The sequence below is a fragment of the Paenibacillus taichungensis genome, from assembly GCF_050994985.1.
Classification (GTDB): Bacteria; Bacillota; Bacilli; order Paenibacillales; family Paenibacillaceae; genus Paenibacillus; species Paenibacillus taichungensis.
On record NZ_CP194720.1, the window covers coordinates 6,535,384 to 6,557,702 of the forward strand.

The 22,319-nt window shown below is 47.0% G+C and carries 21 protein-coding genes; all 21 read left to right on the forward strand.

All coding sequences use genetic code 11. The features are described 5' to 3' along the window. Positions 1–175: 175 nt before the first annotated feature. Positions 176–1,639, forward strand: a complete 1,464-nt coding sequence (locus tag ACR1R9_RS29460; protein WP_113052987.1) for a catalase — start codon at positions 176–178, stop codon at positions 1,637–1,639. A 242-nt stretch (positions 1,640–1,881) separates the two neighbouring features. After that, positions 1,882–2,298, forward strand: coding sequence for a BlaI/MecI/CopY family transcriptional regulator (locus ACR1R9_RS29465; RefSeq protein WP_076287498.1), 417 nt, complete (start codon positions 1,882–1,884; stop codon positions 2,296–2,298). 1 nt (position 2,299) lies between these two features. After that, positions 2,300–3,160 carry a M56 family metallopeptidase gene (locus ACR1R9_RS29470; protein ID WP_433922084.1) on the forward strand — a complete coding sequence of 287 codons (861 nt, stop codon included), beginning with the start codon at positions 2,300–2,302 and terminating at the stop codon, positions 3,158–3,160. Positions 3,161–3,200: 40 nt separating this feature from the next. After that, a complete protein-coding gene (locus tag ACR1R9_RS29475; protein WP_099857390.1) occupies positions 3,201–3,611 on the forward strand; it encodes a DoxX family protein in 411 nt (136 codons plus the stop codon). 225 nt (positions 3,612–3,836) lie between these two features. Further along, entirely contained in the window at positions 3,837–4,538 is a 702-nt protein-coding gene (locus ACR1R9_RS29480) for a pirin family protein (protein WP_433922083.1), read from the forward strand. Positions 4,539–4,586: 48 nt separating this feature from the next. Beyond that, entirely contained in the window at positions 4,587–4,922 is a 336-nt protein-coding gene (locus ACR1R9_RS29485; protein WP_099857394.1) for a hypothetical protein, read from the forward strand. Between the two features lie 241 nt (positions 4,923–5,163). Beyond that, a complete protein-coding gene (locus tag ACR1R9_RS29490) occupies positions 5,164–6,117 on the forward strand; it encodes an ABC transporter permease (protein ID WP_076287502.1) in 954 nt (317 codons plus the stop codon). A 2-nt stretch (positions 6,118–6,119) separates the two neighbouring features. Next, positions 6,120–7,082: an iron chelate uptake ABC transporter family permease subunit gene (locus tag ACR1R9_RS29495; protein ID WP_076287723.1), complete on the forward strand. Its 963-nt coding sequence runs from the start codon at positions 6,120–6,122 to the stop codon at positions 7,080–7,082. Beyond that, complete coding sequence (locus tag ACR1R9_RS29500) at positions 7,076–7,834, forward strand: iron ABC transporter ATP-binding protein (RefSeq protein ID WP_076287503.1); 759 nt, start codon at positions 7,076–7,078, stop codon at positions 7,832–7,834. Before ACR1R9_RS29495 ends, ACR1R9_RS29500 begins: the two co-directional genes overlap by 7 nt. Positions 7,835–7,872: 38 nt before the next feature. Then, the gene (locus ACR1R9_RS29505; RefSeq protein ID WP_076287504.1) at positions 7,873–8,859 is read left to right on the forward strand and encodes a siderophore ABC transporter substrate-binding protein; all 987 of its coding nucleotides are present in this window, start codon (positions 7,873–7,875) and stop codon (positions 8,857–8,859) included. A 302-nt stretch (positions 8,860–9,161) separates the two neighbouring features. Beyond that, complete coding sequence (locus ACR1R9_RS29510) at positions 9,162–10,622, forward strand: spore germination protein (RefSeq protein ID WP_409347648.1); 1,461 nt, start codon at positions 9,162–9,164, stop codon at positions 10,620–10,622. Next, entirely contained in the window at positions 10,579–11,826 is a 1,248-nt protein-coding gene (locus ACR1R9_RS29515) for a Ger(x)C family spore germination protein (protein ID WP_310854066.1), read from the forward strand. The genes ACR1R9_RS29510 and ACR1R9_RS29515 overlap by 44 nt, the downstream gene beginning before the upstream one ends. Then, positions 11,819–12,040, forward strand: a complete 222-nt coding sequence (locus ACR1R9_RS29520; RefSeq protein WP_076287507.1) for a hypothetical protein — start codon at positions 11,819–11,821, stop codon at positions 12,038–12,040. Before ACR1R9_RS29515 ends, ACR1R9_RS29520 begins: the two co-directional genes overlap by 8 nt. A gap of 45 nt (positions 12,041–12,085) precedes the next feature. Beyond that, positions 12,086–13,291, forward strand: a complete 1,206-nt coding sequence (locus tag ACR1R9_RS29525; protein WP_076287508.1) for a GerAB/ArcD/ProY family transporter — start codon at positions 12,086–12,088, stop codon at positions 13,289–13,291. Positions 13,292–13,420: 129 nt separating this feature from the next. Further along, positions 13,421–14,257, forward strand: coding sequence for a uroporphyrinogen-III synthase (locus ACR1R9_RS29530; RefSeq protein WP_076287509.1), 837 nt, complete (start codon positions 13,421–13,423; stop codon positions 14,255–14,257). A gap of 274 nt (positions 14,258–14,531) precedes the next feature. Next, positions 14,532–15,254 carry an SDR family oxidoreductase gene (locus ACR1R9_RS29535; protein ID WP_256716713.1) on the forward strand — a complete coding sequence of 241 codons (723 nt, stop codon included), beginning with the start codon at positions 14,532–14,534 and terminating at the stop codon, positions 15,252–15,254. Positions 15,255–15,289: 35 nt separating this feature from the next. Next, complete coding sequence (locus ACR1R9_RS29540) at positions 15,290–15,928, forward strand: ThuA domain-containing protein (RefSeq protein WP_099857399.1); 639 nt, start codon at positions 15,290–15,292, stop codon at positions 15,926–15,928. A 72-nt stretch (positions 15,929–16,000) separates the two neighbouring features. Further along, entirely contained in the window at positions 16,001–16,378 is a 378-nt protein-coding gene (locus ACR1R9_RS29545; protein ID WP_433922082.1) for a phasin family protein, read from the forward strand. Next, positions 16,379–18,049 (forward strand): ABC1 kinase family protein, encoded by a 1,671-nt coding sequence (locus ACR1R9_RS29550; protein ID WP_076287511.1) that lies wholly within the window; start codon positions 16,379–16,381, stop codon positions 18,047–18,049. It abuts the gene before it with no gap. Between the two features lie 550 nt (positions 18,050–18,599). Next, positions 18,600–20,051 (forward strand): SulP family inorganic anion transporter, encoded by a 1,452-nt coding sequence (locus ACR1R9_RS29555; RefSeq protein WP_310854062.1) that lies wholly within the window; start codon positions 18,600–18,602, stop codon positions 20,049–20,051. 565 nt (positions 20,052–20,616) lie between these two features. Further along, positions 20,617–22,173 carry a DEAD/DEAH box helicase gene (locus tag ACR1R9_RS29560; protein WP_163758185.1) on the forward strand — a complete coding sequence of 519 codons (1,557 nt, stop codon included), beginning with the start codon at positions 20,617–20,619 and terminating at the stop codon, positions 22,171–22,173. Positions 22,174–22,319: the final 146 nt, after the last annotated feature.

The window sequence follows — 22,319 nt, forward strand, 5'->3', positions numbered from 1 at the left end:
ATGAGCAAGAAACTCATCTTAATCTCATACGAACCTCATGCAAGGGGCGAGTGGGACATGTTAGAATCAATTTAACAGTTAGATCAAGTCTAAATGTATATTTAATCCGATGGCGAATATGATTTTAATAGAGTATATACAGCAGGCATGAGACCAACATGAGGAGGATAACGATATGACAGAACGCATGACAACCAATCAGGGCGCACCCGTAGGTGATAACCAAAACTCCCGTACCGCAGGAAGAAGAGGCCCCACATTACTTGAGGATTATCATCTGCTTGAGAAGATCGCACACTTTGACCGTGAGCGTATTCCGGAACGGGTCGTTCATGCGAGAGGTGCCGGTGCACATGGCGTGTTTACGCTGGAGAAGAGCATGAAGGCTTATACGACAGCCGATTTCTTACAAGACCCGGGAACAGAGACGGATGTACTGGTGCGGTTCTCGACTGTAATTCACGGCACGGGTTCGCCGGAGACAGCGCGTGATCCACGTGGATTTGCCGTGAAGTTCTACACTCGTGAAGGGAACTACGATATTGTGGGTAACCACTTGCCCGTCTTTTTCATCCGTGATGCCATGAAGTTCCCGGATATGGTTCATTCCCTGAAGCCTGCGCCGGATACGAATATCCAGGACCCTGCACGCTACTGGGACTTCATGACACTATCACCCGAGTCGACTCATATGATGACCTGGTTGTTCTCCGATCTGGGTACACCAGCAAGTTACCGTGAAATGGATGGATTCGGCGTACACGCCTTCAAATGGATTAATGCTCAAGGGCAAGTCCATTATGTGAAATACAAGTGGGAATCGGCCCAAGGCGTACGAGGTTTCTCACGTCAAGAGGCAGCAGAGGTGCAAGGACAGGATTTCAACCATGCCACCCGGGATTTACACGATCATATCAAAAACGGGCAATACCCGCAGTGGAAGCTACAGGTACAGTTGCTGAAACCGGAGCAGATGGATGATTTCGCCTTCGATCCGCTCGACCCAACCAAGACTTGGCCGGAAGATGTACTGCCGTTCCAGACGATCGGAACCATGACATTGAACCGAAATCCACAAAACTTCTTCGCAGAAGTAGAGCAAGCAGCTTTTTCACCAAGCGCTTTGGTGCCTGGAATCGAGCCTTCCGAAGATAAATTGCTGCAAGGCCGCCTGTTCTCCTATCCGGATACACAGCGCCATCGGCTCGGACCAAACTATTTGCAGATTCCGGTGAACTGCCCTTATGCTCCGGTTCGCAATCATCAGCGTGATGGATTGATGAATGTGAATCAGGACCCGTCCCCGGTAAACTATGAACCGAATAGCTCAGGCAACAGCCCGGAGGAAGCACCTGAATATCGTGACAGTCAAGCTCCGTTACAGGGCCATGTTACGCGTGAGAAAATTGAGAAAACCGATAACTATACGCAGTCAGGGGAGTTGTTCCGTTCATTCACGGCGGTGGAGCAGCAACATCTGCTTGATAACCTGATCAATGACTTGAAGGCAGTACCGGAACAGACCCAGCTACGTGCCTTGTGCCACTTCTTCCAGGCAGATGGACAGCTCGGTGGTCGTTTGGCTCATGGACTGGGTGTGGATATTTCCGCTTTTATGCCCTCACAGGATCGTAAATAAAGCACTGATCTCATCATTATTTCAGCAATGAATAATCGATTTATGAATTAGACCGGGCAGGTCTGCAGAATAGCAGACCTGCCCGGTCTTTAGGTTTTTTTAACGCTAAGCTGATCTTGTGCATCCAAATAATATTCTGAAATGGAAAACATATTTACAAATCATTTACAATAAATAGCTGACATAGAGGTTGACTTCTCGTTTGTTGGCACTACAATGGGTAGTGTGAGGGGTGTCTGAACATGAGAATACACAATTTTAAAGTGGGTGAGCGTGGACTGAACCGGTTTTTCGGTCCGCTTGAGGCGAAGATTATGGACATTTTATGGGCGCGTCCAGGCAGCAGCATTCGCGAAGTGCAAACCGCATTAGAAAAAGATAAAGACGTTAATTTCAATACTGTCATGACGGTGATGAATCGCCTCGTGGACAAGGAACTGCTCCACAAGTCGCAGAAGGGCCGAACGTCACTGTACCATCCGGTACAGAGCAGGGAGGAGTTTATGAACGACCAATCCAAGGAATTGTCACATGAGTTGGTGGATGAATTCGGGGTACTTGCTGTGAATCACATGCTGGATGCGCTGGATGAAGCAGATGCAGGGTTGATTGAGCGTCTGGAGCAGAAGATTAAGCAATGGAAAAAGGATAGCGATTGACATGTGGAAGGCCCGCTCGAAGCTGTTGTTTACCGTCGGGTTTGGCATTCCGTTATTCGTGTTCATGCAGATGTTCATGTACGCGATGTACAAAATTTTCGGTTGGGACATTCCGTTTAATCTGCTCTGGCTATGTAATCACTGGATGAGCAGGCTGGGCTGGTTATCCATGGGGCATGTTCTTATGGCACTGGTTCTCCTGACTTTTGCAGGTACAGGCTGGTTGCTGTTCGATCGGATGATTAAGACACATGCAGCGGTAAGGAAGCTTCGGTCAATGGAAGATAGAGCCATGTCTCAGGATCTTCAGGCGCGGTACCGTCATCTGAAACAACCTGGATTCATTGTGGTGGACAAGCCGTCACCGGTGGCATTTACGATTGGTCTCTGGAAACCTTGTATTGTACTTTCCACAGGGCTGCTCACGATGCTGGATGCTGAAGAAGAAAGAGCGGTTGTGTATCATGAAGTGCACCATCTGTGGCATCGTGATCCACTCAAGACGACATTATTGTCGGTATTTGCCGTGATGATGCCTTATATTCCGGTGTTGAAGCATACTTCAAAACATTACAAGATCATTAGAGAAATACTGGCTGACAATGAAGCAATTGAACGTACAGGGAACGCTGCGGGCATTGGTAGTGCACTGCTCAAACTGATCCGGGCTTGCCCTGAACCTTGGAGAATTAGAGAGACAGCTATTCAATCGTCTTTTGCCGATACTTCGGTGAATGTACGTATTTCCCGTTTATTAGACCCGGAACAGGATTTTTCACTGTCGCTTCCCCGCTATGCGGTATTCATTTCTGCCACAGTGATCCTGCTGCTGTCTGTTTTGTTTGTTTGGTCAATTGGGTGAAAGGTAACGTTGAACTTAAACTCCAAGGAGGAAGATGAATATGAATAGAAGTGTGGAGATTGGTTTGTTTTTCTCAAGGATCATGATTGGTCTCATCTTTGTATTACATGGTTGGAGCAAATTCGAAGGTGGAATTAGTGGTACAGTCGGTTTCTTTGAAAGTATCGGCATTCCTGGTTTTCTGGCATCTGTTGTAGCGATCATTGAGCTTGTGGGTGGTGCAGCCATGATTCTGGGCTTGGGAACACGTGTATTTGCTGCATTATTCATCGTAGTGATGGGTGGGGTTCTGCTCACTGCCAAAGTGGGACAGCCGTTCATGAGTGGTACCGAGTTTGATTACCTGCTGCTGGCGGGTTCGTTGACACTGCTCTTCACAGGCAGCCGTTTCCTAGCGGTGGATCATTTCTTCTCCAGACAAGGGAACGCTCGTCAGAATGTGCGTGCATAACGGGTTTATATCCATCCAATAGGGATAGATAACAAGTTCATTCAAGTAGGTATATCCTGCATAGAGGCCTTTTCTCGCTAGTTCGGATTACGCGTAATTATACGTGTGATCCGTTCGAAGCGGGAAATGGCTTTTTGTTTTGGACGACAAGCCCATCGATTTGGTACAATGAGAATAAGTATGCAACTAAGAAAAAATAAGAGAATATAAAGGAGGGTGCGCTTTATGATTAACGTCATTCCATCCGATTCCCGCTCCAGCTTCGACCGGGGCTGGCTGCGCGGCAATCACAGCTTTTCCTTCGGTGAATATCAGGACCCGGAGAATACTTCGTTTGGACCCATGCGGGTAGCTAACGACGATGTAATTGCTCCTGGTCGTGGTTTCGGTGCACACCCGCATAGTGATATGGAGATTGTGTCCATCGTGTTGAACGGGAAACTGCGTCATGAAGATAACCTGGGCAATGTAGCTGTAACATCATTTGGTGGGATTCAGCGCATGTCAGCAGGCAGTGGCATGATCCATACCGAACACAATGCCTCGGATTCTGAAGAAGTGCGTATATTACAGCTTTGGTTCATGCCACATACGAAAGGGCTTGAGCCGTCTTATGAGACAACTTCTTTTGATCCAGACGCACTTGCGGGAGCACTCGTACCCGTGGTATCCCCTGAAGGTGGGGCGCGTATTGCATCCATTCATCAGGATATGACCATCTATCTTGGCCGATTGGCCGCAGGCAAGGCATTAACATATGAACAGGCGGAAGATCGCCGCATGTACATTTTTGCTATAGAAGGCAAGCTTAGCTTGAACGGAGAGTATCAGTTAAATGAAGGGGATACGGCACGTGTGGAACAGACGACATCCATGAACCTGGATGCAAGCGAGGACTCTTTCTATATGTTGATCGATCTGCCCTAGATTACCGAAATAGATTGAAACTCCAAGATCAAAGGAGGATGTACTTTTATGACGCAGCAGGAATGGTTCATGGTTAAGCATGCAGTGACTGGGCGAGGGCTGGTTAACAGCAAAACAGACTCGATGTCCTATCGTTATCAAAAAGAAGGCACTGGTTTTGTTTTTACCGTTACGGGTCTGGAACAACAGGTGGTGGATAGCATTATGGAGCTTAGACAGGAGCTCAATGTGTTTCGCTTTGTACAGCGTAAAGATCAGCCCTTGGTGAAGCACTGGTATTATGTTCAGGGAGACCGGGTGCAGTATGATGGAGAACGCCATACATTGACGATATATGCGGAATCTGAGATCCGCTATATTCCTGAAGATTATTTTGCCGACTAACCGAATGATTAAAAAGACCTTCCAATTGGAAGGTCTTTTTCCTTATATACAATTAATTTTGAATTATATGTGTTTCAGGTTGTTTCATGAAATTTAGCAAAAGAGAAGCAAAGGAAGGTTGACATAACGAAATTAATATCGATATAATTACCCTAATTGATAATGAGTATCAATATCAAATGACACGAAGTAGAACAACTAGAAGTGTTTTACGGCTATTGGTGAGGGGATTAGTAGAGAGATGAAGTTAGGCTATATGTTGATCGTACTGGCTTTTTTGTCTATCGTATACCTGTTTATTGGCAATTCAGACATTTCACCCATGGATATATTTCATTTGACCCCAGTCCAGCTTCAGGTGTTACAAGTCAGTCGTTTTCCCCGCCTAATTAGCATCCTTGTCGCAGGTATCAGTATGAGTGTTATTGGACTAATCATGCAGCAGCTGACTCGCAATCGTTTTGTGTCTCCGACAACGGCCGGAACAATGGACTCAGCCCGGTTGGGTATCCTTGTTACTTTGATGTGGTTCCCTGGAGCTTCTCCACTGCAGAAAATGCTGGTTGCTTTTGCCTTCGCACTGGCTGGAACGCTAATCTTTATGCGGATACTGGAGAAAGTCAAATTCAAGGATACGATATACATCGCTCTCCTCGGTTTGATGTTTGGCAATATTGTAAGCTCAGTCACGACTTTTTTTGCTTACAAGAACGATTTGATCCAGAACATGTCATCCTGGCTGCAAGGTGACTTCTCCACGATTATGAAGGGACGTTATGAACTGATCTATATCAGTATTCCGCTGCTCATTATCGTATATCTGTTCGCTAATCGCTTTACACTTGCAGGCATGGGTGAAGATTTCTCAACCAACCTTGGACTGGCTTATCGCAAAGTGGTTAATCTCGGACTGATTCTGGTTGCCATGGTTTCAGCAGTCGTCATTATTACGGTAGGTACAATCCCGTTTCTGGGTCTTGTAGTACCGAATATTGTGACGTTGTATAAGGGTGACAACTTGCGGGATACATTGCCTCATACGGCAGTGCTCGGTGCGATTTTTGTTCTGGTCTGCGATATTTTGGGTCAATTGATTATTTATCCTTATCAGCTCTCCATAAGTTTGACTGTGGGCGTTGTGGGTAGTGTGTTGTTCCTGTATTTACTGCTTCGAAGAAAGGCTTATGAATCATGAGAATGAAGTATACGGCGAATACCTGGAAATTTGGCATTTTGATTACAGCGGCAGTGCTGTTGATTGGTGTATTTCTGGTCATTCAATCCGGGGGCAACTGGGATTATATTCTGCCTCGCAGAGGAAAAAAGATTCTTGCTATTGTGCTCACGGGTGCTTGCATCGCGTACTCCACTGCCATTTTCCAAACGATAACCAACAATCGAATTCTTACGCCTGGCATTATGGGACTCGACTCCCTGTATATGTTGTTTCAGACCTTTGCCGTGTTTGTGTTTGGGAGCACGCATATCAGCTTTGTGAACAAAAACCTTAACTTTGCGGTATCTGTCCTGTTAATGACCTTGTTTGCCTTACTCCTGCATCAGTTCATGTTCCGTAGAGAACGGGGGCGCAATATCTATTTGCTGCTGCTCGTTGGCCTTATTCTGGGTACGCTGTTTCAGAGCATGTCCTCCTTCATGGAGGTACTGATTGATCCAAATGAGTTCCTTGTGCTGCAGGGCAAGATGTTTGCGAGTTTCAACAATGTGAATACGGATCTGCTGATCATCTCAATGGTGGCTATTATTTTGATCCTGCTGTATGCACAGAAGTTTACTAAGTATCTCGACGTACTTTCTCTTGGTAAAGATCACGCGGTTAATCTTGGGGTGGACTACCAATACATTGTGAAAAGGTTACTGCTGGTTGTGATGGTTCTGGTGTCAATCTCCACAGCGCTTGTTGGACCAATCATGTTCCTGGGACTGCTGGTCGTGAATCTGGCGCATCAGATATTCCGATCACATCGTCATAAAGTGCTGATCTGGGGTTCAGTCATTATAGCCGTGGTTTCATTGGTCGGTGGACAGCTCATTGTGGAGCGGGTATTTACTTTTGCTACTACAGTAAGTGTCATTATCAATTTTGTAGGCGGTGTGTACTTCATCTATTTACTGCTAAAGGAGAATAAGTCGTGGTAGAAGTCAGAAATGTAACCAAACAATACGGCGGCGTCCGGGTAGTGGATGACGTATCACTGAATATTGCCAAAGGGAAAATCACTTCATTTATTGGTCCCAATGGTGCAGGCAAAAGTACACTGTTATCCATGATCACCAGGCTAATCAGCAAGGATGCAGGACAAGTCCTGATCGAAGGGCAAGAGATCGAAGGTTGGAAGAACAAGGATCTGTCGAAAAAAATATCAGTACTTAAGCAATCTAATCACATAAATATCAGGTTGACGGTGGAGGATCTGGTTGCTTTTGGGCGTTTTCCATATTCACAAGGAAGACTCACGGCAGAGGATCGGCAGTGGATTCAGGAAGCCATCGATTATATGGAACTGGCTCCATTCCGCAAAAAGTATTTGGATGAGCTAAGCGGTGGACAACGACAGCGGGCTTACATTGCCATGGTTATCGCGCAGAACACCGAGTATATTCTCCTCGATGAACCCTTGAATAATTTGGACATGAAACATTCCGTGCAGATTATGAAGGTGCTTCGTAAAATGGTGGATGAATTGGGCAAGACGATTGTTATTGTCATTCATGACATCAATTTTGCCTCCTGTTACTCAGACTATATCGTGGCACTCAAAGATGGGCGTGTCGTGCAGGAAGGTAAAACGGAGGACATCATTAATACGGATGTATTGCAGAAAGTATATGACATGCACATCCCTGTGCAATGGATTGATGGGCGTAAGATTTGTGTGTATTTTGCTTAAAGTTAAACCAATATAGAGAGAGCGAGAGGTGTCTATTTATGAAAAAGGGTTGGTTGTTTACGTTGCTTGTCGTGTTGTCGGTTGTTCTGGCAGCTTGCGGTGGAAATAAAACAGCAGAAAATACAGGTTCCAGCAGTGGCACAGGGTCAGAAGCGAATGCAGCAGCAGATCAGTCCAACGAAGAAATCGTCATTAAACATAAACTTGGCGATACAACAGTGAAGAAGAATCCGGAGAAAGTGGTTGTGTTCGACTATGGGGTGCTGGATACATTGGATCAGCTCGGGGTAGAGGTTGCCGGTGTACCTCAGGAGGGAGTTCCTTCTTATCTGGAAAAGTATAACGATGCAAAGTACGCCAATGTTGGCGGTTTGAAAGAGGCTGATTTTGAGAAAGTAAATGCCCTGAAGCCTGACCTGATTATCATCTCAGGACGACTGCAAGACTCATATGAAGAGTTGAGCGAGATCGCACCAACTATTTATATGGCGGTAGATACAGAAGATTATATGAACTCCCTGACTTCGAATGTGAAGACACTTGGAGAGATCTTTGGTAAAGAAAAAGAAGCAGAAGAGGCACTGGCATCAATTGATACCTCTGTTAAAGCTTTGAAAGATAAAGTAACGGCTGCTGGAAAGAATGCACTGGTTGTTCTGACGAACGAAGGTAAATTGAGCGCTTATGGTGCAGGTTCCCGATTTGGTATCATACATGATGTGTTCGGTTTTACTCCCGCAGATGCAAATATTGAAGTGTCCACTCATGGGCAGAGCGTTTCATTTGAATATGTTATGGAGAAAAATCCAGATTATCTGTTCGTGGTAGATCGGAGTGCGGTGGTTGCAGGCAGTGGTGAGGCAACTCCAGCCAAACAGGTTATTGAGAACGATTTGGTCAAAAATACGAATGCTTATAAAGATGGACACATTGTTTATCTTGACCCGGATTACTGGTACTTGTCCGGTGGTGGTTTGGAATCCATTCAAGAAATGATTAAAGAAGTGGACGAGAGTATCAATTAAGTGAATGAAGATTGACGCATTAGTTTAATTAGGCCCGAAGGTCTCTGTTATCCATACAGAGGCCTTTTTTTGTTGCCCTAGTTGAAGAAGGTATCTGGATTTTTATAAAAAGATCACATAATTCTGCGCGCTCTGGCACAAGCTACCTTGTATAAAAAAACAGGAACGGAGGGCGGCATATGGCGGACAAAACATCAGGGAAAAATGGTTCCGGGGATTCAGAAAAGAAGAAACACATCCCTTTGGGGCTGCCGTCTCCCCCTATTTTGAGGCAACCGATAAGCCTTTCACATGAAAGCCATATGTTGGCACTGGAAGACATTTTCTCGGATTGCTCGGATGTGGTCTTCCGCAATGTCAAGATTTCATCTGAAGTGGAAGGACTGCTTGTATACATCGAAGGCATCGTGAATTCGGCAGATATTCAGGATCATATGCTTCGGCCTCTCATTCGGGGTCTGATCGAGCAACGTACTGATGAACCTGCGGCTCCACTGGATGATACACGAATTGCTCTGACGCAGGTGAAGAAAGTGGATACCTGGGCAGACGCAGCAGAGGGTGTGCTGGAATCCTCCGCACTGCTGTTGATCAACGGAAGCAAAGAGGCTTGGCTATTTAACGTCAAGGGCGGTGTGAGGCGTGGTGTCGAGGAACCCCAGACCGAGTCGGTTATCCGAGGACCACGCGAAGGCTTCACCGAGACATTGCGGGTGAACACAGCTTTGCTTCGTTTCAAGCTAAAAACACCTGCACTTAAGATGTTAAGCATGACGATTGGAACTGAGACCAAAACCAATGTCGTACTGACCTACATCAGCGATATCGCTGATCCCAAGCTGATTAAGGATGTCAAAAAACGCCTCAACAAGATCAAAATCGATGGGATTCTTGAGTCCGGTTATATTGAGGAATTGATAGAAGATCATCCGTATTCCCCTTTTCCGCAGATGCATTATACCGAACGTCCGGATACAGTGGCGGGCAACTTGCTGGAAGGACGATTTGCCATTTTTGTGGATGGTAGTCCGTTTGTCCTTATTGCCCCAGTAACCATGTGGCAGATGCTTCAGGCGAGTGAGGATTATTACGAACGGTTCTTTATCAGCAATCTGGTGCGGTGGATTCGGTTTTTGTTTGTAGCTATCGCTCTATTTCTGCCTGCACTCTATATCGCCATTACAACCTTCCATCAGGATATGTTGCCTACCACGCTGATTCTGAGTATTGCCGGGGCAAGGGAGGCCATTCCATTCCCTGCACTGGTTGAAGCCCTCATTATGGAGCTATCATTCGAGGCATTGCGAGAAGCGGGGGTCAGGTTACCGAAAACGGTAGGTCAGGCCGTCAGCATTTTGGGGGCACTTGTGATTGGACAAGCAGCCGTTCAGGCGGGGATCGTGTCGGCGCCCATGGTTATCATTGTATCGATGACAGGGATTGCGTCGTTCACCATCCCACGTTTTAACTTTGCCATTACGGTTCGGTTGCTGCGTTTTCCCATCATGTTACTTGCCGGTGCGCTTGGCTTATATGGCATTGTAATTGGACTGGTGCTGATCTCGGTACATCTAACACAAATGACCTCTTTTGGAGTACCTTATCTGTCAGGTCTCAGCCCCTATAGCAAGACGGATACCAAGGATATTGTTATTCGTACACCATGGTGGAAGATGATCAATCGTCCTTCAACGGTTCATCGTGACCAGCAGCGGATGAATGAAAAGATCAACGGTTCGCCTGAAGCAGAAGAAGGGTGGTGAGCACATGGTTCTCATCCGTAAACGACGGGCGGTAGCCATACTGCTCCTATGTACTATTTTCATATCAGGTTGCTGGGATCGGAAGGAGATTAATGATATCGCTTTTGTCATTGGTCTCGCTATCGACAAGGAAGAGGATAATTTCAGAACCAGTCTGCAAATTGCCCTTCCCGGCCAGTCCGGTTCCTCTGGAAGTGAAGGTGGTGGTGGGGGCACAAGTGGCGACAAATCGTGGTTCATGTTATCCACTACAGCCAAAACCTTGCGCGGGACTTCAATTGAAGGTCAAAAGGCACTTTCCCGTGAGCTTTATTATGCACATCGACGTACCATGCTGATCGGAGAAGAGCTTGCACGTGAAGGTGTTGCTCCCATGCTGGACTTACTTACGCGTTACCCGCTTAACCGACTCTCTGCGCTACCGATTGTTACCAAAGGATCTGCTTACAAAGTGCTGGATACCGATGCGCCAATTGAAAAATTCCCTTCTGAAATGGTACGCGAACTGTGTTTCCTAAATATGCGCAGACCACGTTCACTCAAGACATTTACGGATGCGATTCTTTCCGAAGGAGTAGATCCATTTCTACCAGTTGCTTCGACTGCTGACAATGTGCCGAGTAACTGGAAGGATGTTAAGACGAACATTAAGTTAGATGGGATCGCAATTTTCAAGAAGGACAAACTGGTAGGCATGATAGAGAAAGCTCCCGCTGATGCGCTTATTTTAGCCATGGGCGAAGCCAATGAGCCGGAAGTGATGGTAAAGGCTCCGCGTGGAAAAGGTGATGTGTTCATTAAATTAAACGAGAATAACTCATCCTTGCATCCTCATGTTGAAAACGGGAAAGTCACGGTGACGATCGAATTGTATGCCAAGGGAGTCATGGTAGATAACGAATCCAATTATGGTGATTTGCGAGACCAGGAGATGCAGAGCCTTACCCAGGCCCTTCACCAGAAAATTGGAGATGACATTAAGGAAGGGATCAGGCTGATTCAAAAACAATATCCTGCGGATATCTTGGGTCTAGGTCGTTCCATTCATCAGCAACTTCCTCGGGAATGGAAAAAAATGAGGGATCGGTGGGATGATATCTATCCTGATGTAAAGGTAATTATTGAACCACACATCATAATTGAAAATGTAGGGGTTATCAATAAACCGATTGGATTACAAGAGGAGGATATTGTCCATGATTAAGCCGCTGTTGTTCACTTATTTGGGTATGGTTATTGCCGTAATCATCATGGACTTCAAACATGTGAGGCAGGCAGCGGCCATTAATCGGTGGTTATCCTACGGAATAATCGCCATCAGCGCCGGGATTTGGTTCTATGTGACTAATTTGAGCAAAACCGTCTTTATTTCGGCTTGGCTAACCCAGTTAATTCAACGTTGGCTACCGTTACCTTAGGCTTTTCAACGAATTTTGAAGCATAAGACAGAAAGGAGGTATTCCATGAATCAAAAAGTGACCAGTCGTCAGTTGGTGCTGCTCATCATGCTGCTCGGAACTACAGGCACGTTGATGCAACCCCATGCACAAGCCATTTTTTATGCTGAACAGCACGCCTATTTATCTTATATCCCTGTGTTTCTTGTCATGGTGGCATCACTATGGATGTTAAGCCGTGTTCAGCGACGGTTCCCCGATCGGGATCTGTTTGAATCTCTAGTGGAGCGTTTCCCCTTTTTGGGTCGTGTGACAGGTCTGTTGTATATCCTGTTTTTTCTCTTTATATTTGCCCGTGATATCCGACTAATCGGTGACTATGTAAGTATTACCTTGCTGGAGACGACCCCGATTTCCATCATTGTATTGAGCCTCTTGGTTATGGTTGTTTTTATCGTGAGGGGAGGGTTGGGGTCCTTAATAGGGATGTCCGAGCTCTATGTTACGTTGTTTGTGCTGAATTCATTGATTTTGCCGTTTATGCTCATTCAGCAAATAAACATGGATAATCTTATGCCCTATTTTGACATCGATGTTACTGGTGTTGGCAGGGGAAGCTGGTACATATTTTCTTTTTTTGGTGAGATGATTGCCATCCCCTTTGTAATTAAAGGCAGTGATTTTCGATTCAAGTCGGTTATGTGGGGGATTACGATCACAGCACTGATCATGATGCTGATTGTCATCGAAACCATCTTGGCGGTGGGAGTACCCATTGCTTCCAGACTGGTTTATCCTTCCTATGAGCTTGCAAGGCAACTGCAAATTAGTGATTTCCTTGATCGATTTGACCTTGCGCTAGCAGCCGTAACGCTGCCTACGTTAATTACAAAGATCGCATTTGATCTATATTTTGTCTGTTGGGGACTGAAACGAATGATTCCGAAGGTCTCGGGAAAAGTCATGACAGGGCCAGTTGCTTTGATCGGATTTGTCTGTGCCTTCTGGTTTTTCAAAAACGCTGTTCAGCTCTTCCGCTTTACACGTGAATGGACATGGATCGGGATTGTGTTCGAGGTGCTATTTCCCATCATACTCTTCGTGTTTCTTCGTCCTCGCAAAAAAGGTGCGAATGATCGACGGACAACAGATAACCAGAAACAAAAGCAGCAACCAAAAGAGGACAAACAAGGGAAAACATCACAGGACAGAGAGAATTCCGACGGGGACAAACATGAAGGACTTCAGGGTGGAGAACTACAGCCTTCCTGATATATCCCATCAAAAATCGTTATAGATGAACCACTGAAAAGAGGGGAAACTCGGTTTCCCTCCATAGAAGTACCCTGTATACTGTAGTCAGACTGATGACATTCGGCTGAATTAACGGGGGGAACATGGATGGCTCAACATTTGGCAGGTATACGCGTAGCATTGACAGGACCACGAAAATCCAAAGAGATGTCCTTGCTGGTTGAGAAAATGGGCGGGATTCCACTAGTTCGACCTGCACAGGGGACTGTTTTTCTGGACGATCGTAATATTCGGGATGGTCTCGTATCCTGGATATCCGACCCGCCAGACTGGACGGTATTAACCACGGGTATGGGATTGGACGCTATTTTTGATATGGCTGAGGATATGGAGATTGCTGATCAATTGCTGGACGTTTTATCGGAATCTTTGATTGCAGCAAGAGGGTACAAAACAGTCAATGCACTCCGAAAACGTAAACTGACCCCGCTCGTGCGGGATGATGATGGTAGCACAGACGGGCTGATTCGTGAATTTGCGCCTCATGAACTTAAGGGACAGAAGGTCATGTTGCAACTGCACGGGGAAACCGCGCCCAAGTTGGTCGGTTGGCTGGAGGAACAAGGAGCTCAAGTACGTCAGGTGCTTCCTTATCGTCACGTCCCACCCGAAGAGGGTGAACTGGAACAGTTGTTGAATGAGATTTTGCGGCATGAGGTTGATGCTGTCGCGTTTACAAGTGGACCGCAAGTACGTTTTTTGGTTGAGTATGCGGCATCAAAGGGCAAACTCGAATCCATGCAGGAAGCCTTCCGCCAAGGCGTGGTGCCTGCTTCGGTGGGCAGGGTTACGGCAAACGCGATGCGTGAAGAAGGGATTGAGGCGCTCGTAGTTCCGGAGGATGAGAAGATGGGAGCACTAATCGTTGAGTTGGGGCGTTATTACGCTGCCCAATCTGCGGACAAGGCTCATCTTCTGCAGTAACATGTGATCCCGTCTGGACTCATATGGATGCGTTGAATAAAACGTATTTACGATGCCTCGTTGTTCCCGGTTCTGATCCGCTATACGGGTCAGAACTTTTTTTGTTTTTGTCTCTGTGACCGGTTCACTTTCTATAAGCTGAACGACTCTGATTCAAGGGAATCCACCTGAGACTTTGGTCGTGAAGTTAGTTGTACCCATTCATAATTAAAGGTTTTTGGATAATAATGTGGAATGAATTAAAGACAGATTAAGCTTGTGAGGGAGGGACAGCATGATGAAAACCGTATGTGTAACCGGGGCGGCCCGGGGACTGGGGTTGGCTCTGACGGCACAAATGCTGAAGAGAGGTTATATCGTTTATGCGGCAGGGTTGGACATGGAAGAGTCCCAAGGGATTCGTACTTTGACGGATGCCTATCCAAAACATTTACGCGTCATTGAACTGGATATTGCGGATGATCTGTCCGTAGCTTTGTTCACGGAGACACTTAAGCTGGATACTGAGCATTTGGATATGCTTATCAATAATGCGGCTATACTAGGAAGTATTACGGATCATATCCGCGGACCGTTAAATATGGCGGAGATGGCAGAAGTATTCAACGTAAATACCTTGGGGACATTGCGTGTGACTCATGCCCTGTTGCCCCTCCTTCTGCAAGGGACTAACAAGCTGATTGTCGATATATCTTCGGAGGCAGGCAGTATTGAACAGTGCAGCCGGGATGGATGGTTTGCTTATTGTATGTCCAAATCTGCGTTAAACATGCAGGCTCGCCTTGTGCACAATGGTCTGAAGAATGAGGGTGGGCAAGTGATGCTGATACATCCCGGCTGGGTACAGAGTTATATGAGCGGGGAATTGAATACCGATGCAGACCTCACACCAGATCAATCGGCTCAATATATCACAGCACTCATCGATCGCCATAAGGAGTTCATGGGAGATCAGCCTGCGTATGTAGATTACAAGGGGGATACCCTTCCTTGGTAATTCTGTTATAGGTAATTTGAAAGGAGTTTTTATTGATGGATCATCGTAAAAAAGCGTTGTTACTTGGTGATTATACTCATCCGGACTGGCATCCGCTGCAAGGTGTGGATGCGGAAATTAGTCGGATTTTTCACGATACTATGACTGTGCAGTGCAGTGAGAATCGCAACATGCTGCTGCAAGAAAATATAACCGGATTTGATGTGTGTATCTGTTACATGGATGATTGGAAGGGAAAAGTCTCTCCACAGCAGACAGCAGGCTTATTGTCCTATGTTAGTAATGGAGGTGGACTGGTCATTATACATAACGGAATTTCGCTCCAAAATCGTTATGAGCTGAAGCAGATGATCGGTGCCAAATTCCTGCATCATCCACCTTATGCCCCGTTGGAGTTCACAGTAACGGGAGAGAGCCATCCAGTGACGGAAGGCATTTCGGGATTTACGATGGAGGAAGAGCCTTATCAGTTCGAGTTCGGTTCATTTGCAGAAACGAAAGTTCTGCTGGAGTATCAATCCGAAGAAGGGCCGAAACCTGCAGCATGGGCGCATAGATATGGTCTTGGACGCATTGTTTACCTTATGCCAGGACATCATGTACCATCTTTTGCCCATGAAACCTATCGTCAGTTAATTCTGCAGGCAGGAAAATGGGCTGCGCGTTACGTATAGCCGGACCGTTTCTTTTGTGAGCAGCTGATTAGGGTTATACTATAGAGATCAACGAAGAGGAGGATGACAAGAATGAGCGATTTGTTCAAAAAGGCAATCTCGTTAGGGCTCGGTCTTACTGTTGTAAGCAAGGAGAAAATTGAGAAAACCGTGGATGATCTGGTCAAGCGCGGGGAACTGGCGCCTGGTGAATCCAAAGCATTGGTTGAACGCCTGATGGAACGGGGCGATGAAGAGCAGGGCCAGTTCAAAAGAATGATTCACGAACAGGTCAAGCGCGTCCTTCAGGAAGTGGGCGTTCCATCCGAGAGTGATGTAACCAGTTTGGAACAGCGTGTTGCCGTGCTTGAGAAAAAGCTTGCGGAACTGGGCCACACACCACAGCTTCAACCTGATGCATCCCCAGCTCCACTTGAAGTTCCTCCTCTCAAAGGAAACGAGATCGAGTAGATGGCTGTGCGAATCAAACATGTCGGCAGATACCGGGAAATTGCCATGGCGCTGGTGCGTCATGGCTTCGGTTATATGGTCGAGGAGCTGGGTTTGTTCCAGTTGCTGGCCATACCCCGGCGGTGGATGTCGCGTGAAGCCCACACCACCAAGACATTGAGTGAACGCATACGACTCGTGCTGCAGGAGCTGGGGCCAGCTTTCGTTAAGCTGGGGCAACTGGCAAGCACAAGGGCAGACTTGTTGCCTGAGTCTGTGATCCGGGAATTGGTGAAGCTGCAGGATCAGGTCCCGCCGTTTTCCTCGGAGACGGCACGGGGTATTTTGGAACAGGAATTGGATACACCGCTGGAGGAGATCTTTTCCCGGTTCGAGGATACCCCTGTGGCTGCGGCTAGTATTGGACAGGTGCATCTGGGTAAACTCCGAAGCGGTGAGGCCGTAGCTATTAAGATTCAGCGGCCCGGCATATCGCGTATCGTTCAGCGTGATCTGGATATTTTACGAGAATTGACAGCGATGGCGGAGAAACGCTGGGATTGGGTGAAGCAATATCAGATCCCGCAAATGGTAGAAGAGTACGCACAGGCACTGATGGCCGAGCTGGATTATACCGTCGAGGGCCGTAATACGGAAAAGATTGCACAGCAATATCAGCAGGAAAACAAAGTGAAAATACCAGTGATCTATTGGGATCAAACTTCTTCTCGTGTGCTCACGATGGAGTACATCGAAGGCATCAAGCTCAATGACCGTGACGAGTTGATTAAACGTGGGCATGATCTAAATAATATCGCACAGCGACTGGTAGATTCGTTGTTGAATCAGATTTTCATTCATGGGTTCTTTCATGCCGATCCACACCCGGGCAATCTGATGGTTCTGAAGGATGGCAGGCTTGCCTTTATCGACTTTGGCATGGTAGGCAGTCTGAGTGATGAGATGAAGCAGCACCTGGCTTCGCTGATTATTGGTTTGATGCGCAAAGATACGGATAGCATGATCCGGGCGATTGAGAAGCTGGGCATGATGCCGGATGATATGGATCTGCGAGGTCTCCATAGCGATCTGGACAAGCTGCGCAGCAAATACTACGATATTCCCTTTTCCAAAATCAGCGTAGGTCAAGCATTGAATGATCTGTTCGGCGTGGCTCAGCGTCATCGGGTTGTGATGCCTGCCGACATTCTGCTGTTAGGGAAATCACTGCTCACGATGGAAGGTGTTATCGAACATCTTGATCCTTCCTTGAGTATCGTGGATATGGCAGAACCCTTTGGTCGAAAGCTGATCAAGGAACGCTTCAATCCTGGGCGGATCAAGAATCGTCTGTTCCGCAGTGCTGCGGATATGGCCGAAAGTGTCATGGGTCTGCCTGGGCAGTTAAGGCAATTGTCTTCCATTATTAGCAAAGGTAAGTTGAGACTGGAGATCAGTGTCCCTGAACTGGACGCGCTCATGCGCAGAATGGACCAGATCAGTAATCGGCTGTCTTTCAGTATTGTACTGCTCGCATTTTGTATCATTATGGTTGGATTGATCATCGGTTCTTCGATTAGTCACCAGTCAACCATGCTGTGGGATATTCCGGTCATTGAGATCGGTTTTCTGGTAGCTATTCTGATGGTGGCCTTCCTGCTTTATTCGATATTTAAATCGGGGAGATTTTAGTATAGGTATAATCAATATAGTCGTTAACGCTTCCTGGCAGGGGAGCATTAGCGACTTTTTTTGTTTTGGGCATGGCTTGGTGATACTTAAACAAGATAAACAGAGTATAACTGAGATATTTTATATAAATAAGAGATAATACAAGATAATATACCAATTACGGATACATAGTCTGTTCGTGTAGAAGAGACACTGGGACTATAATAATAGGTCAGTACATTAACGGACCCGGTTTTTCTGAGAGGGGAAAACCTAGAGACATCATGATTGATTCACGATTTCTCAAAAGCAAGATACCTGAATGTTGGAGTGGAAATAAGAGGTACACACTGGAACGGACGAGACATGTACGGACATGGTATCGGATGCCTTATCCAATATTATGGTTAATCCAACATGTAATTTAACTTATATAGACGAATTTTTGCGGAGGGTATTCCGCTGTTTTGTGTTGTCTGTTGTAGTTGGTCAGTGACGAACCATTCCATTGCCGTTCAGGTGATAAGACAAATTTGAGTTTAAATACGTAGGAGGACCGGCAAAGGACGATATGAATACTTTAAAACAACAATGGTTTGGTAACATTCGCGGAGATGTGCTGGCAGGTATTACGGTAGCGCTGGCGCTTATTCCGGAAGCCATTGCCTTCTCGATCATTGCGGGTGTCGATCCGATGGTCGGATTGTACGCTTCAATTACGATTGCCATCGTGATCTCGATTGCAGGCGGAAGACCGGGCATGATTTCGGCAGCAACGGGTGCTATGGCGGTACTGATGGTGGGACTCGTCAAGGATTATGGCGTGGAATATCTGTTTGCCGCTACAATTCTGACAGGTATTATTCAGTTTATTCTGGGGATTTTCAAGGTGGGTCGGTTTATTACATTTGTGCCTCATTCTGTATTGACCGGGTTTGTGAACGCACTGGCGATTCTCATCTTTATGGCTCAGCTTACCCATTTTACGGGAGCGAACTGGATTATGTATGCGATGGTAGCGGGTACGCTGGCGATCATTTATATTTTGCCACGTTTTTTCAAAAGCGTTCCGGCTCCACTGATTGCTATTGTAATCATGACGATCATTACGGCGCTATTACATCTGGATGTCAAAACGGTAGGAGATATGGGGAATCTCACGAGTACCCTGCCTATGTTCCATCTGCCGAATATCGACTGGTCTCTCAATACGCTAATGATCCTTCTGCCTTATTCGTTCACGATGGCTCTGGTAGGTTTGCTGGAATCTTTGCTGACTGCAACGATTGTGGATGAAATGACCGAGACCAAGAGCAGCAAAAACCGTGAAGTACGTGGTCAGGGGATTGCCAACTTTGTTAATGGCCTTTTCGGCGGCATGGGTGGCTGCGCGATGATTGGACAGTCGGTTATTAATGTGAAATCTGGTGGTCGAGGTCGATTATCCACATTTACGGCTGGCGCTTTTCTGGCCATATTGTTGTTATTGCTTAGCGGTGTGGTGAAAGAGGTGCCAATGGGCGCTCTCGTAGGTGTGATGTTTATGGTGTGCATCGGTACGTTTGACTGGAGTTCCATCAAGAACATTGCGCGTGTGCCACGTGCGGAAGCCTTCGTTATGGTAGTCACAGTTGCTATTGTAGTGTATACCCACGATCTGTCTATTGGTGTAATGGTCGGCGTTGTTCTTAGTGTGCTTCATTTTGGTTGGAAACAGACCAAGATTCGTGTGCAGGCAAATGAGGAGCAGGGGCAGAAGGTGTACCGTATCCACGGACCATTCTTCTTTGGTTCATCTTCCCGCTTCGTCGATGAGTTCAATGCTGAGGCTGATCCGCAGGAAATCACAATTGATTTTGGTGGCTCACATATTTGGGATAACACGGCGGTTGTTGCCATTGGTAAAGTTAAATTCAAATATGCCAAGCTGGGCAAAACGGTACATCTGCGCGGGCTGAACGAGGAAAGTTCTCGTTTGCTTGAGAAAAGCGGATTTGCTACGGTGCAAGGGCACAGTTCGTAATTTAATAGCTATAGCTGAATCCAAATGAGTAACATTGATAGATGATAAAAGGTGCTGTCCTGCAAGTCATGATGGATCATGACAGGGATGGCCCTTTTTTGTATAGGTTAGCAAAATGCTTAATTAGTTGAGGTCTAAGGACCCCTACAAGTCCTATTGCCTGTAATTTCAAGCTTCCGATATTCTAACGAACCGTAGGCGATTTATATGCCCGCTATCTGTATTTTTTCGCTAAATCTAGCCGGAATAGCAGGGCTGAAGTTCGTTACAATTCCTTAGAGTGTCATGATTGCGGTATAAGGTCTGTATGATTCGTTAACGCTTTAAACACAACGATCCGGGACATTTGTGGACAAATGCAGGAAAGTAACGCCCGATCCCCTTTTGTTTTGCTTGACTAACGTGTAAACTACAGGGTATGGAGAAGAAGAGCAACGGACCGATTGCTTTTTAAAAAATTCATTTCATAATCATGATTGATATACGGAAAACTAGTCTTGATTGAAGCCAAGTGAAAGCAATTATGAAATGGACTTATCTAAATGAATATACAGAGGTGTAACGATTGGCAAACTTTGAACAACTGGGCATTCGCCCGGAATGGTGCGAGATCCTGAAACATCAGGGTATCGCCGTGCCGACTCCGGTACAGGAGCGTTCGATTCCGGTATTGCTGGGTGGGCGCGATATTATTGCTGAGGCGCAGACGGGAACAGGGAAAACGCTGGCTTTTTTGCTGCCGATTATACAGAAAATTAATGTATCCGACCGCTCGCCGCAAGCACTGATTATTGCCCCTACGCGGGAACTGGCGCTGCAAATTACGGAAGAAGCGAAGAAGCTGACTGCGAACGACGATAAGCTACATGTTCTCGCGGTATATGGCGGACAAGATGTGGACAAACAGCTCCGCAAACTGCAAAACGGTACACAAATCGTGATTGGTACGCCGGGACGTCTCCTGGACCATCTGCGTCGTGGCACGTTGAAGCTGGATAATGTGAAAAAACTGGTGTTGGATGAAGCCGATCAAATGCTGCACATGGGCTTCCTAGATGATGTGGAGACCATCCTTCGTGAACTGCCACACAAACGTCAGACGATGCTGTTCTCGGCAACGATGCCAAAAGGCATTCGCATCCTGGCGAAGAACTATATGAAAGACCCGGAAGATGTGAAGGTATCCTCCAAGTCCGTAATTCCGATCAATCAGATTCGCCAGCAGGTGCTGGAGTGCACGGATCGTGGCAAACTTGAGGCACTTCGCGGTATGATTGATACGTATCGCCCGTACCTGGCGATTGTTTTCTGTCGGACCAAACGCCGTGCCTCCAAGCTGAATGAAGATTTGCGTGAAGCAGGTTATGCGAGCGATGAACTTCATGGGGACCTGTCCCAATCCAAGCGTGAGAATGTAATGAAAGCATTCCGTGACGCGAAATTGCAGATCCTCGTTGCTACGGATGTTGCTGCACGCGGACTGGATGTTGAAGGCGTAACGCATGTATTTAACTACGATATGCCGCATGATGCGGAAAGCTATATCCACCGGATCGGCCGTACGGGTCGTGCAGGCGGCACGGGCCTTGCCGTGACATTTGCAACACAACATGACAGACCGGAGCTTGCTCGTATTGAGGAAGGCACCAACCAGAAGCTGTCCCGTATCCAATGGACAAGTGAAGGTCCGGTAGCATCAACTGGAGCCAATAGACGTTCCATCAACAGTCAGGGTGATGAAGAACGTTCTGGCGGACGCTCCGCTGGGACAGGCAGTGCCCGTCGCGGCGCAGGTCGTACCGGCCGCAGCGAAGGCGGACGTGGTGGTCGTGGTGGTTCCCGTGGCGGCGAAGGTGGACGCAGCGGTGGTCGTAGTGGCGGCCGCAGTGGCGACGAGCGCAGCGCAGGCCGTGGTTCCGCGCGCAGCAGCGACAGCAGTCGCGGTGCAGCGGGTCAAGGCGGACGTGGTGCAGGTCGCAGCGGCGATGAGCGCAGCAGCGGCTGGGGCGGCCGTAGCGCCGACAAGCGCAGCTCCGGACGCAGTGAAGGTTCACGTCGACCGGACTCCGCAGGACGCGGGCCGGCCAAGAGCGACCGCCGCGATTCTCGTCGCGGGCGGTAAAAACGATAAAACCCATGGCAAGTAGTCTGGAAGGACGCCATATATTTTCCAAATATCAAAACACCTCATCCTAGACCTAAGGATGGGGTGTTTTTTCGTCGAAGCTTATATGATAAAAACTATACAATGTCACGCGCGAATCCAAT